General features: G+C 43.7%; 12 protein-coding genes. 11 read left to right on the top strand and 1 reads right to left on the bottom strand.

Annotation, left to right across the window (positions count from 1 at the left end):
* Window position 1 precedes the first annotated feature (1 nt).
* The 11 genes from G588_RS0101765 (at window position 2) to G588_RS0101815 (ending at window position 12,624) form a co-directional block, all read left to right on the top strand.
* Entirely contained in the window at window positions 2–1,201 is a 1,200-nt protein-coding gene (locus G588_RS0101765; protein WP_022777037.1) for an acetylornithine/succinylornithine family transaminase, read from the top strand.
* Window positions 1,198–2,694 carry a sugar ABC transporter substrate-binding protein gene (locus G588_RS0101770; protein ID WP_022777038.1) on the top strand — a complete coding sequence of 499 codons (1,497 nt, stop codon included), beginning with the start codon at window positions 1,198–1,200 and terminating at the stop codon, window positions 2,692–2,694. The genes G588_RS0101765 and G588_RS0101770 overlap by 4 nt, the downstream gene beginning before the upstream one ends.
* Before the next feature lie 70 nt (window positions 2,695–2,764).
* On the top strand, window positions 2,765–3,451 hold the full coding sequence (locus G588_RS18790) for a helix-hairpin-helix domain-containing protein (protein ID WP_022777039.1): 687 nt from the start codon (window positions 2,765–2,767) through the stop codon (window positions 3,449–3,451).
* Between the two features lie 21 nt (window positions 3,452–3,472).
* Entirely contained in the window at window positions 3,473–4,153 is a 681-nt protein-coding gene (locus G588_RS0101780) for a response regulator transcription factor (RefSeq protein WP_022777040.1), read from the top strand.
* A 114-nt stretch (window positions 4,154–4,267) separates the two neighbouring features.
* Window positions 4,268–5,665: a sensor histidine kinase gene (locus G588_RS0101785; protein ID WP_330361394.1), complete on the top strand. Its 1,398-nt coding sequence runs from the start codon at window positions 4,268–4,270 to the stop codon at window positions 5,663–5,665.
* A gap of 12 nt (window positions 5,666–5,677) precedes the next feature.
* A complete protein-coding gene (locus tag G588_RS0101790) occupies window positions 5,678–6,619 on the top strand; it encodes a GerMN domain-containing protein (protein ID WP_022777042.1) in 942 nt (313 codons plus the stop codon).
* A 30-nt stretch (window positions 6,620–6,649) separates the two neighbouring features.
* A complete protein-coding gene (locus tag G588_RS0101795; RefSeq protein ID WP_081644218.1) occupies window positions 6,650–8,962 on the top strand; it encodes a DNA internalization-related competence protein ComEC/Rec2 in 2,313 nt (770 codons plus the stop codon).
* A 93-nt stretch (window positions 8,963–9,055) separates the two neighbouring features.
* Window positions 9,056–10,081 (top strand): DNA polymerase III subunit delta, encoded by a 1,026-nt coding sequence (holA, locus tag G588_RS0101800; RefSeq protein ID WP_022777044.1) that lies wholly within the window; start codon window positions 9,056–9,058, stop codon window positions 10,079–10,081.
* A 57-nt stretch (window positions 10,082–10,138) separates the two neighbouring features.
* Window positions 10,139–10,759: a DUF1653 domain-containing protein gene (locus G588_RS0101805; protein ID WP_022777045.1), complete on the top strand. Its 621-nt coding sequence runs from the start codon at window positions 10,139–10,141 to the stop codon at window positions 10,757–10,759.
* A 7-nt stretch (window positions 10,760–10,766) separates the two neighbouring features.
* Complete coding sequence (locus G588_RS0101810) at window positions 10,767–11,792, top strand: glycosyltransferase family 2 protein (protein WP_022777046.1); 1,026 nt, start codon at window positions 10,767–10,769, stop codon at window positions 11,790–11,792.
* A gap of 121 nt (window positions 11,793–11,913) precedes the next feature.
* Window positions 11,914–12,624, top strand: coding sequence for a phosphatase PAP2 family protein (locus G588_RS0101815; RefSeq protein WP_022777047.1), 711 nt, complete (start codon window positions 11,914–11,916; stop codon window positions 12,622–12,624).
* Between the two features lie 82 nt (window positions 12,625–12,706).
* Here G588_RS0101815 and G588_RS0101820 read toward each other — a convergent pair whose 3' ends face one another.
* Complete coding sequence (locus G588_RS0101820) at window positions 12,707–13,690, bottom strand: diacylglycerol/lipid kinase family protein (protein ID WP_022777048.1); 984 nt, start codon at window positions 13,688–13,690, stop codon at window positions 12,707–12,709.
* Between the last annotated feature and the right edge of the window lie 135 nt (window positions 13,691–13,825).

Genomic DNA, 13,825 nt, shown 5'->3' on the forward strand with positions numbered 1-13,825 from the left:
TATGAGTGATGTGATGAAAAAATATATAGAAGATGCCGAGAGTGCTCTTCTTCATACCTATAATCGTTATCAGATAGTCCTTGATAAGGGAGAAGGAGTATATCTCTATGATCTTGACGGCAAAAAATATCTCGACTTCGTGTCCGGTATTGCGGTATTTGCCCTGGGATATCATTACAAGGACTATGATGATGCTCTCAAAGCACAGATTGATAAGGTGATTCATACCTCCAACTATTATTACAACGTTCCTGCTGTGGAAGCTGCAGGGAAACTCAAAAAGGTTTCAGGCATGGACAGGGTATTTTTTACCAACAGCGGAGCTGAGGCTATAGAGGGAGCGCTTAAGGCTGCAAGGAAGTATGCTTATCTCAAGGATGGAAGAACAGATCATGAGATAATTGCCATGAATCATTCCTTCCACGGCAGAACCTTCGGAGCGCTGTCCGTTACAGGTAATCCTCATTACAGAGAACCATTTGAACCAATGATCGGCAATATCAAGTTTGCGGATCTCAATGATTTTGACAGCGTACTTGCCTGTGTTAACGACAAAACCTGCGCTATCATCCTTGAGACGGTTCAGGGAGAGGGGGGGATTTTCCCCGCAACCGAGGAGTTCCTGACCAAAGTAAGAGCACTGTGTGATGAGAAGGATATTCTGCTTATTCTTGATGAGATCCAGTGTGGTATGGGTCGTACGGGATACATGTTTGCATGGCAGAAATACGGAATTAAGCCCGATATCATGACCACCGCCAAGGCTCTTGGATGCGGAGTTCCTGTCGGAGCATTCCTTATGACTGAGAAGGTTGGCCAGAATTCACTGGTGGCAGGAGACCACGGAACCACCTACGGTGGAAACCCCCTTGCCTGCGCAGCAATCAATAAAGTTCTTGATTTATTTAATGAGGACAATATAATAGAGAATGTGAAAGAGGTAGCACCTTATCTGGAGCAGCGTCTTGATGAACTTAAGGATAAATATGATTTTATCGTAGACAGACGCGGCGCAGGTCTTATGCAGGGGCTGGTATTTAACAGGCCGGTAGCGGAGGTTATCGGCGGAGCTCTTGAAAAAGGTCTTATTCTGATCAACGCCGGAAGCGAGATCATCAGGTTTGTTCCCTCTCTGATTGTAAGTAGGAAGAACATAGATGACATGATCGAGATCCTCGATTCGTGTCTGGGGAGTTTATGAAACTTAGAATAAGAATATATTCAATAATTCTAATAGCCTGTACTCTGGCAGGTGCCTTTGTTTATGCCCGCTCAGAGCAGAATGTGTTTGAAGATCATTCACTGTTCACCAAAGAGAAGACAACAGTAAGACTCTGGTATACGGACGATTCACTCACTCCGTATCTCCAGAGTAAGGCTGTTGCTTTTTCTGAGTCCAATAAAAGCGTCAGGGTTGAGCCGGTTCTTGTTTCGGGACTGGAATACCTTGAGGCTATCAATAAAGCATCAGTCGATGATGACAATTATCCGGATTTATACATAACCACCAATGATTCCCTTGAGAAGGCCTATCTGGCAGGTCTTGCCATGGAGATTGACAGCGGCGAGGATTATCTTGATGAGGAGATGTTCCCTATTGCGGCTGTTAATTCTGTTAAGTACAGGGGAAAATATATTGCCTATCCTTTCTATTTTGAGACCAGTTCTCTTGTTTACAACAAGACCTATCTCGAAGACATGGCCAAGGAGAGAGTCCAGTCCGAGATGGATGCGGCTGAGGGTGAGGCTGCACAGGCAGAGGCTGATGCAGCAGCTTCAGAAGGTTCCTCTGAGGATGCCGCTGACGCAGCTTCATCAGAGAGTACCATTTCTCAGGAAGTGATAGATGAAGTTGTTGAGGAGAGCCTTCCTCTTACAATTTCCGATATCCTTGTCTTTGCGCAGAACTACAATGCCCCTGAGCAGGTAGAGGCCGTATTTAAGTGGGATGTAACGGATATCTTCTACAACTATTTCTTTGTAGGCAATTATATGAATGTGGGCGGAAGCGCCGGTGACGATGTTTCCAAGATCGATATCTACAATACAGATACCATCAGCTGCATGAAAATATATCAGCAGCTCAATCAGTTCTTTGCTATTGATGCCGAGGAAATAGATTACGATTCCATAACTAAAGACTTTATTGACGGTAAGATCGTCTTTACCGTGGCAACAACGGATATTCTGGCCAGGATCAATGAGGCCAAGGCAGCGGGAGAGTGTGATTTCGAATTTGCAGTTGCGGATATGCCCGGACTTACAGGAGATTTCGGCACCAGAACTATGTCAGTTACCCAGTGCATTGTAGTTAACGGCTTTTCCCAGAATTACAGCGCAGCCAATCAGTTCGCAAGATATCTTTGCAATGATAATTCCGGTGATATTTATTCCATGGGTGGCAAGGTTGCTGCTCACTATGGCGTGAAATATGCGGACAAGAATCTTAATACCTTTGTTGACGTGTACAATGATTCGGTTCCTATGCCCAAGACCATTGAGACCAGCAACCTCTGGATGGAACTTGAGATCGCATTTACCAAGATCTGGAACGGTGAAGACTGTAATGCCACATTGAAGCAGGTATCTGAACGTATCATGACTCAGATAACCGGTGAAGTATACGAACAGGACAAACTTCCTGATCCTGAGAATGTGGATATTACCGAGGGACTTTCTGAGGATAGCGATTAAGTAGCTTGCACAATTTTTTTTAATAAATTAGAATAAAAAAAGCATGGCGGGGTCCTCTTAGGAGGAAAACATGCGCAAATTTTTATTGATTTTGGTTTCTTTATTATGTCTGACCGGATGCGAGCGGGCTTCATCCGAGGTTGTACTTCGGGATGTTTCCGGCTTGGAGAGTAGTGAGATAGATGTGACAACTGTGGAAAAATCGGATGCTTCATCGTGTTATACAGCTGATGCTTCAGAGGCATCGGATGCGCAGGTCAGCATAACGACTATTGTTGTTTATGTCTGCGGAGCAGTCAGAGCTCCCGGAGTTTATGAGCTTACGGAAGGCGCCAGGATTAACGATGCTGTTATGGCGGCTGGAGGTTTCTCTGAGGAAGCGGATACCGATTATGTCAATCTTGCGGCAGCTCTGAAGGATGGAATGAAACTCAGGATTCCTACAATGGCGGAGACAGCTGCTGGCAGTGATACTGAAGCGGCAATGCAGACGCAGAATGGTACTATGCCTGAGAGCTACGATACTCCGGTGGATTCTTCCGGGGACCTATGTGACGGTGATTCGGAGCTTGTTAATATCAACACGGCTTCCAAAGAACAGCTAATGACTCTCCCGGGTATCGGAGAGAAAGTGGCCACCAGGATAATCGAGTACCGTGACAAGAATGGGAACTTTCGCAAAAAAGAGGATATAATGAAAATCTCCGGAATTAAGGATAAACTTTTTTCCAAGATCAGTGATAAGATAACAGTTTGAATATACAGGATTGGTGAAAACATGAGTAAAAAGGCACTTGTAGTTGATGATGAGAAAGTAATCGTAAAGGGCATCAAATTCAGTCTCGAACAGGATGATATAGTTGTTGACTGCGCCTATGACGGCCAGGAAGCTCTTGAGATGGCAAGAGCCAAGGAATATGACATCATTCTTCTTGATGTTATGCTTCCGGGACTTACCGGATTTGAGGTATGCCAGCAGATAAGGGAATTTTCCAATGTTCCGATTATCATGCTTACAGCCAAGGGCGATGACATGGACAAGATCTTGGGACTTGAGTACGGTGCTGACGATTATATAACCAAGCCTTTCAATATTCTTGAGGTTAAGGCCAGGATCAAGGCCATTATGAGAAGAGCTACCAAGGCTTCTTCCGGAAAGGGCGACATCGAATACGGAGATCTTCGTCTCAATGAGGAATACAGACGAGTATTTATCGGCGACAGAGAGATCAACGTAACCAGCCGTGAATATGAGCTCCTTGAGCTTCTTGCTTCCAACCCCGGCAAGGTATATTCAAGAGAAGAGCTTCTTACTACCATTTGGGGAAATGATTATCCCGGTGATGAGAGAACCGTTGATGTTCATATCAGACGACTTCGTGAGAAGCTTGAGAGTACACCCAGCGAGCCCAGATATGTAAGAACCAAGTGGGGAAGCGGATACTTTTTCCAGGCATAATGTGATACTATGGCGCAGATTTTTAAGAACCTTAAAATTCGATATATTTTAAAAAGTCTAAGGGTACGATTCTTCATAATTGTTTTCGCAACAGGCCTTATATCCTGTCTTGTTATGCATGCGGTAATTCTTGACAGTTATGAGGATCGTGCCGTCAATGTCAAATCAACTGAGGTTCAGACTCAGTTGAAGATTCTGGCTAATCACCTGATCGCTTACAATTATTTACAGGACACTTCTTCAGAGGTTATCAATGCCGAGCTCGATATGCTGGCTAATCTCTATGACGGAAGAGTAATGGTCATCAATGACGATCTTAAGGTCGTTAAGGATACCTACAATATCAGTCAGGGCAAGATTATTATTTCCGAAGAAGTAGTTAACTGCCTTAAGACGGGACAGAGGGGAGCTGTATCCAAGTTTGACAAGAACAACGGATATATTGAGATGATCACTCCCATTATTGAATCTCAGCTGATCCAGGAAGAGGATGTATCTGATGTTGGTGATACCGGCGTTGTTGTAAGGGGTGTGCTTCTTACCAGCGTATCAACGGATACCATTGAGACAACTTTGGATATTCTGGGAAGAAGAGCTACGACTCTTGAAGTTATTATTGTAACGGTCATCCTTGTTTTCGCTGCCTGGGTTGCCAATATTCTTCTTAAACCCTTTAACAGGATCACAGCCGCCATCAACGATGTTAAGGCAGGATATACGGACCAGCCTGTCAGCGGTCCCAATTATTATGAGACCGAGCAGATCCTCAATGCCTTCAATGCTCTGCTTAAGAGGATGAAGGTACTGGATGATTCCAGACAGGAATTCGTATCCAACGTATCTCATGAGCTTAAGACCCCCATTACTTCCATGAAGGTTATTGCGGATTCTCTTCTTGCTCAGGAGGAAGTACCAAATGAGCTGTACAGGGATTTCATGAATGATATTTCCCATGAGATTGACCGTGAGGACAAGATAATCAACGATCTTCTGGTGCTGGTCAAGATGGACAAGAAGGCATCGGGACTTATTGTCACCAATGTTGATGTGGTCAATCTTACGGAATCTGTTCTTAAGAGGCTTCGTCCCATTGCCATGCAGAGAAACATTGACCTTACTCTTGAGAGTAAGAGAGCTGTTACGGCTGAGATTGATGAGGTCAAGATATCGCTGGTAATAATGAACCTGGTGGAGAATGCCATCAAATACAACAATGACAACGGCTGGGTCAGAGTTACTATAGATGCGGATCATCAGTATTTTTACATTGAGGTTAAGGACTCGGGGGTAGGTATTCCCGAGGACTGCTTCGACCATATTTACGAGAGATTCTACAGAGTGGACAAGTCCAGATCCAGAGAGGTAGGAGGCACAGGCCTCGGACTGTCCATAGCAAGAAGCGCGGTTATTATGCACAGAGGTTCAATAGACCTTAAGAGTAAGCCGGGAGAAGGCACCACCTTCACCATCAAGATTCCGCTTATCTGTGCAGGCAACAAGAAGCAGCAGTGAGAGGCTACGGATATGATAGGAGCAAAGCATAAGCTTTTTATTAAAAAACTGAATACCCTGCTGGTTGTCACGCTGCTTGGCATCGTTTCTTTTGGCTGCGGCAAGCAGAAGGAGCCGCCGGAAGGCAGTATCAAGGTATATTATGTGAACAGTGAGGAGACCGGCATTATTTCCGATGATTATGTTCTCAATGCCGGTATGGAGGATGCTGACGCCGCCATAGCGGAGCTGATGGAGGTTCTTCGGACCATGCCTGACAGGCTGCAGTATGAGGCGCCTATTTCCGATAGCAATGAGCTGATCAGCTATACCCTTAAGGATAAGCTCCTTACCTTGAATTTCGGGGCAGGTTATATGGAACTTGGAAGAACCATAGAGATCCTTGACAGAGCTGCAATAGTCAGGACTTTTACCCAGCTTGACAGCGTTGATTATGTGTCCTTCCAGATAGACGGAGCGCCCCTTACAGATCACTACGGGAATATTGTCGGAAATATGTCAGCAGATACCTTTATCAATAATGTGGGCAATGAGATCAACACCTATGAGAAGGTACAGCTCAAGCTCTATTTTGCCACCAAGGAAGGCAACAGGCTAAGCCCTGTGTACAGATCCGTTGTGTATAACAGTAATATTTCCATGGAGAGACTTGCGGTTGAGCAGATCATAAACGGGCCCAACACAGACATAGTTTTTCCTTCGATTTCCAAGGATACCAAGATTAAGAGTGTCAATGTCAAGGACGGAGTCTGCTACATTGACTTTGACAATGGCTTCCTTAGCCCGGTGGATAATGTTACAGCAGAAGCTGCAATCTATTCCATCGTCAACACGGTAACAGAGCTTCCTGCAGTTAACAAAGTGGCATTTTCCGTTAACGGTGAGGATTCCTTTACTTTCATGGACTTTCTTATAAGCGGACAGTACGAGAGAAATCTTGATATTGTCGACTAATTCTAAATAATCAGGAGTTTGTTATTAATTATGAAACGGCCGTTATGTCTGATTACCATAGTCATTGCGGCGGCTGTGTTTTTGTACCTGGAGTTATTTTCAGACAATCTGCTCTCTGATACTTCGGGGGAGATTGACGGAAGCCACATTTCCATATGCGGCACCGTCAGCTTTCGCGAGTATCGGAAGGACTATATCGGCAATGTTTTGCCTGTCTTGTATCTTATCCCGGATAACGGTGAGTATTCCGGGAATCTGAAATATATTCAATGTTACATGAGTTCTTCAGAAGGGTATATTCCTTCAATTGGGGACAAAATTAAAGTTGAAGGCAGGGTGAAGGCATTTATGCCTCCCACCAATCCCGGAGAATTCAACAGTCTGCTGTATTATTCAACCTTAAAAATTTCATACAGATTGACCGGAGCGCAGGTGCTGGGAGCCTCCGGAGAAATTGATCATGTAAAAGAGTACCTGTGCAGGATCAGGTTCTTCCTTGAGAAATCACTGGACAGAGCACTTGAGCCCCGGGACAGCGCCATGCTTAAGGCAGTTCTTCTCGGGGACAGGGCCTATATGGACGAGGAGATGAAAGAGCTCTATAAGCAGTGCGGGATTATTCATATTCTGTCGGTCAGTGGTCTTCACATTTCAATAATGGGAATGGGAATATATGAACTTCTTAGGAAAATCCGGGTGAACCAAAATCTGGCGGGACTTCTTTCCATAGGCTTTATATACCTGTACGGCACCATGTGCGGTATGGGAACATCACCCTTTAGGGCAATACTTATGTTTTCGCTAAGAATGCTGGCGCCTATGTTGAGAAGAACCTATGATATTCTGACAGCTTTGGGGCTGGCGGGATTACTGCTCCTTATAAGCCAGCCCCTTTACCTGTATAACAGCGGCTTTTTGTTCTCCTTCGGGGCTGTTATTGGAATCGCTTATTTAAGACAATCACTTTTACCTGTGTTTTTGGAAAAAAAGTGGAAAATGCATCTGGTTACGGATGATGAGGAAAAGCGGTGGCAGAAGGTAATTTACTTTTGTACGGAAAGCCTTATATCTTCGCTGGCGATATTTATTGTGACGCTGCCGGTATATGCCTCGTCTTACTATACTTATCCGGTCTATGGCTTTATGCTCAATCTTTTGATAATTCCTCTAATGATCCCATTTATGATTGTGGGATTCATATGCCTTGTTCTGGCAGCCATATCATCGAAACTGGCGTTTATACCGGGAATAGTAGTGCATGTGATACTTGAGGGGATCAGTTTATCCTGCGAAGCGATGAGGGGAATTCCCGGCAAAACCTGGTACATCGGGCATACCGATCATATTAAGATCACCATATATCTTGCGATCATACTGGCTTATCCGCTTATATCGGATATGGTGAAGAAGAGGCTATCCGGTAAGAAAAAGATAACCGCGCAAAGGAGACTGTTATATGAGGCGGCAAGGTATGCGGTTCTTATAGGAGCCATGGTCATATTACTGTTTAGCATAAAGGCGCCTGTCACGGTGACGGCGCTTGATATCGGACAGGGAGATGCGATTGTTCTTGAGGTAGAGAATAAGACCATGCTTATTGATGGCGGTAGCACCTCCGAGAAGCAGATAGGTAAATATAAGCTGATTCCCTTCTTGCAATATGAAGGTATCGGTTATATCGACATAGCGGTTATGACCCATGAGGATACGGATCATATAAGCGGGCTTCTGGAGCTTATGGACGATATGGAAAAGGGTGGAATTGCTATTGGTAACCTGGTGCTTCCGGGGATTCCTGAGAGCCTTAAGGGCGATAATTATCATGAGCTGGAGAGTAGAGCCTCTAAGCTTAATATTCCCATAACATATATCTGCGAGGGCAAGAAGCTGGTTATTCCCGGAACAAGCGCTGAACTTATCTGCCTCAATCCGGACCCGCATATTTCCTATGAAGGTGCCAATGAATACTCTACTGTTCTATATATGCGATATGGTGATTTCTCCGCTCTTTTTACAGGAGATGTGGAAGGCGCCGGGCAGGAGAATCTCAAGGAAAATATTGCATTGGCAGGGGGTGAATATTCAGGTCTTACGCTACTTAAAGTGGCCCATCATGGTTCCGAATACACCACCGATGAGGAATTTCTTAATATGGTCAGGCCAAAGATCGCAGTGATCAGCTGCGGAAAAGACAATTCCTACGGGCATCCCCACAGAGCCCTTCTTGAGAGGCTTAACTCCTTGGGCGCAGGAATCTATCGCACCGATGAAAGCGGCGCGATAAGGATAGAAACAAACGGGAAGAACTGCAAAATCATCCCATTCGTGAGCTTAGGAGAGTAAATATGGAAATTGGCCAAATAGTCAGTTGTTATTGGTCAGCCAACTTGCTAAAATATTAGGGATATTATTACAACCATTTGGAAAAGGAATAAAATGCCGGCTAAAACGTCAGACTTTCAGGTAAAGCAAAAACAACTAAACGATGATATCAAGAACGGGGTTTTTAAGCCTTGTTATCTTATCTGTGGTGAGGAAGCCTATCTGAGATACCAGAACAGGGACAAGCTTCTCAAGGCTCTTTCCGCGGATGCTTCTTCCATGAATTTCACAAGATATGAGGGAGACGGCATCAATCCTCTTGAAATAATCGATATGGCAGAGACAATGCCTTTTCTTGCGGATAAAAGAGTACTGCTTATAGAGGACAGCGGCTTTTTCAAAAACGGATGTCCTGAGCTTGCGGAGTACCTTAAGAGTCCTGCTGAGTCTGCAGTCATAATATTTGTGGAAAAGGACCTGGATAAGAGGAAAGATATTTATAAGGCCCTCAGTAAGACGGGCTTTGAGATAAGCTGTGATGTACAGGATGATCAGATGCTTATCAGGTGGATCCTTTCCAGAGTCACTTCCGAAGGAAAAAACATTTCACCCGGTGCTGCGTCTTTTTTCCTTGAGAGAGTGGGAACGGATATGTCCAATATCAGCACGGAGATTGAGAAACTTGTGTGCTATTGCATGGACAGAGACCGCATAACGGAGGAGGATATCGAGGCAGTCTGCGCCAACTGGCTTACCAGCCGCATTTTTGCCATGACTGATGCCATTGTTGAGAGGAATCAGAAGAGAGCCATCGATCTTTATTATGATCTGCTGGCACTTAAGGAGCCTCCTGCCAAGATCCTTGCACTTATCACAAGGCAGTTTAATATCATGCTGCAGGTCAAGGAGATGACAGACAACAGGCGTGATAAGGGAAGTATCGCAAGTGCACTTAAGATTGCCCCTTTTCTTGTCGGAAAATATCAGAACTGGGCCAGAGGATACAGCAATCAGGAGCTTTTGGATGCTCTGGAGCTGTGTGCCTCCAATGACGAAGCGGTCAAGACCGGCAAGCTGGATTATGTCATCAGTGTCGAAATGGTCATAATAAAATGTACAACGGTCAAAAAGGTGGTTTAAAAAAAACTGACTTAAGGTTATACTAAATAAATGTGTATTGATTTAGGAGGTTATAAGGTGGAAAGACCGGTTAAACCAAGCCCACAGGAGTTATACAGGCATTTTAAAGGAAATCTGTATCAGATAGTTACAGTGGCCACTCATTCCGAGACCAGGGAAGAGATGGTGGTATATCAGGCCCTGTACGGTGATTACAAGATATATGTACGTCCGCTTGATATGTTTATGTCCAAGGTGGACAGAGTAAAATATCCTAACGCCGTTCAGGAATATAGATTTGAGAAAGTCAGCCCTTCCAAGGAGGTTTCCGTTAAGGAGCTGAATGATACTTCTTCCTTCGAAACACCTTCAGGAAAAAGAACTTTTGAACAGGCCAGAGAGGACTTCAGGAAAGAACCATATAAGCCCTCGCAGGTTATGGCCAAGACAGCCGATGAGGAAGCCAGTGAGCTCAATCTTGATCCGCTGGTGATCAAATTCCTGGATGCAGACCTGGCAGCGGAGAAGAACGATATTTTATCCAAGCTTCGCCCCATAATAACCAATGATATGATAGACATAATGGCAATGTCTTTGGGCGTTGTTGTGGAGAAGGGGGATGTGTACGATCGCTTTAACGATCTTCGTACCTGTCTCAGTGCCATAGAAAAATTTGAAAGCAGTAGATTAAGGAGTTAAGAAACAAATGAAATTACTTTCAGTAGCAGTACCTTGCTATAATTCAGAAGCCTACATGGAGAAATGTATCGAATCTTTGCTTCTCGGTGGAGAAGAGGTGGAGATTCTTATCGTAGATGACGGATCCAAGGACAGAACTGCAGAAATCGCAGATGAGTACGCAAGAAAATATCCTACGATCGTCAAAGCAATTCACAAACCCAACGGAGGACACGGTTCTGCTGTAAATGCAGGTCTTGAGAATGCCACCGGACTTTATTTCAAGGTTGTTGATTCCGACGACTGGGTAAAAGAGATAGCTTACAGAAAGATCTTATCAACTCTTTCAGAACTTTCAGGAGGGGAGAAGCCTCTTGACCTTCTTATCAGTAACTTTGTATACAACAAGGTTGGAGAGAAGAGACATAAGGTAATGCGTTACAACACCATGTTCCCCATCGAGCAGCTCTTTACCTGGAAGGATGTTAAGAGAACTCCCAAGGGACATTATCTTCTTATGCATTCCGTAATCTTTAGGACCAAACTTCTTAAACAGTGTGGTCTGAGACTTCCGGAGCATACCTTCTATGTTGATAACATTTATGTTTTCAATCCGCTTCCTTTTGTTAAGAACATGTATTATCTTGATGTTAATTTTTACTATTACTACATTGGAAGGGAGGATCAGTCCGTTAATCAGAAGATCATGCTTTCAAGAATCGATCAGCAGATCCGTGTAAATAAGCTTATGATCGATTACTATGTAGAGAACTATGGCATGATTCGTTCTCAGCGAGAGAGACATAAATACATGTTTAACTATCTGGAGATCATTACAGCTATTTCTTCAGTGCTTCTTATCACTGAGGATACTCCTGAGAACCTGGCTAAGAGAAAAGAGCTTCTTCAGTACATCAAGGACAAGAACTTCCTTCTGTATATGAAGATCAGATACAGCATTGAGGGCACCTATATTTACCTGCCCGGAAAAGGCGGAAGAAAGATAACTCTTGCAGGCTACAAACTGCTGCAGAAGATCTTCCACTTTAATTAATAACGATAATATGATATAATTTATCTTTGTAGATGATCATAATCTACTTGAGGAGTAATGTGATTTAGTGCAAGAACTGACATAATTACATATACAGTTTCTTTGCAATGAGGATTTATTTATGAAAAAACTATACGAGAAGTGGGCCGGAAGACCGTTTGACAGAGATACGGTGTCTGATCTTTTGAAGCTTGCGACACCGATTTTTGTCTATGCGCCTATTTATCTTATCTGGTTCATTTGGATAGAGCATCACAGATTTTCGCATTATGCGATAATCCACACGCAGCTCGATGACCTTATTCCCTTTGTGGAAGCGTTTATTGTTCCTTACTACATGTGGTTTTTGTATGTTTCGGTAACACTGCTGATACTTATGTTTAGCTTTGAAGTGGAGGATTATTACAAGAATTTCTTCTTCCTGGCTACAGGAATGACGATATTCCTTATTATTTCAACCCTGTTCCCGAACATGCATCACCTTAGACCTGTAGTAATGCCAAGGGACAATTTATTTACACACCTGGTCCTTGGAATATACAAGGCCGATACACCTGCCAACCTGTGGCCCAGCATTCATGTTTACAATTCAATCGGAACCATGATCGCCATTCAGCGCAGCAGGAGATTTAACAAGACAGCCAAGGTGATCGGACATATCATAGGAGCATCGATTATCCTTTCAACAGTATTTGTTAAGCAGCATTCCGTTTATGATGTTATTACTGCCTTTATCATGGCAACGATTTTCTACTATGTGTTCTATCACACATCACTGGTGGAGAGCTTTTGCAGGAAGAGACAGGAGCAGGTTGCTTACAGGTACAACTAAGATTATCATAACAAGAATATCAGAAAGAGCATGAGATATTACATCCCATGCTCTTTCTTACTGTTGATATTGGTATATGCACTTAGCTCATAAGCTGAAGTTTTTTGCGGAGACACTCAAGTGTGATGTTGTCGGATTTAACCGATACTTCGCCGTCTGTGTGAACCCACATGGGTTTATCTGTCTTGATGGTGATCTTATCCGTGAGATAATGATCAATTCCTCTTATCCAGTAGTGATGTCCGAAGAAAACAAAGGGGAGAGCGCCCAGCATCTTGAATCTTCCCAGATTACCAGCCATGCAGATATCAAAAAGTCCGTCTGTGAGATCCGCCTTGGGAGCAAATTTGAAGCCTCCGCCTTCATAATGATGAATCATAGCTGTTATAACGATGAAGTGATCAAGCTTAACAGTATTTCCGTCGGCAAACTTTACTTCGCAGGGAATCTTCTCAGCACCCAGGAGCTGCTTGATGGCAATGGTTCCATAGGTGAGCTTGCCAAGACCTATTTTGTTAAAAAAGTTCTTGGTTCCGGAGGAGAGGGCCTCTTCGCATACGGCGGCGTCAAAGCCGATTCCTGAACTTACATCAAAGAGTCTTGTATTAAGAATATGCTCGTCATGAAGACGCGACATGTCTCTGGACATGGCATTGTAGGTGAGTTTACCAAGGTCAAGATGACGTCTGACCTTGCCCTCAACTATTCGGTTCAGCAGATCGTCGATATTCTTGGGATAATCCAGATCCCTTGCAAAATCGTTACTGGAGCCGATTGGAATATAACCCAAAAGAGTGTTGTCGAAGTCTTTGATACCGTTAATGGCTTCGTTTAGTGTGCCGTCGCCGCCCATAACGACGATTTTTTTTGGAAGCTCATGGCCTTTCTTTTTATCGTCGTCGATTTTCTCCGTTATCTGAGATGCGAGCCTGGTTGCATGTCCCGGACCTTTGGTATAAACCACCTGGTATTCGATTTTCTTTTCTATGAAACGTTTTTCAAGATTGTCCCAGATTTCTTTTCCTTTTCCCGAGCGGGCAGAAGGATTAACAATGCAATAATACATATCATTCCCCAACTTTTCTTTTGTTAATTATTAAATTAATACAGTTATTATAGCATTTTTTACGAGAGTGTGTTACGATAAGCGGGATGTTGCTTTAGCGCATTAAATTGAAAAAATATAATAGTATTAATCTAT

Source organism: Butyrivibrio sp. AE3009, assembly GCF_000420845.1.
Taxonomy (GTDB): Bacteria; Bacillota; Clostridia; order Lachnospirales; family Lachnospiraceae; genus Butyrivibrio.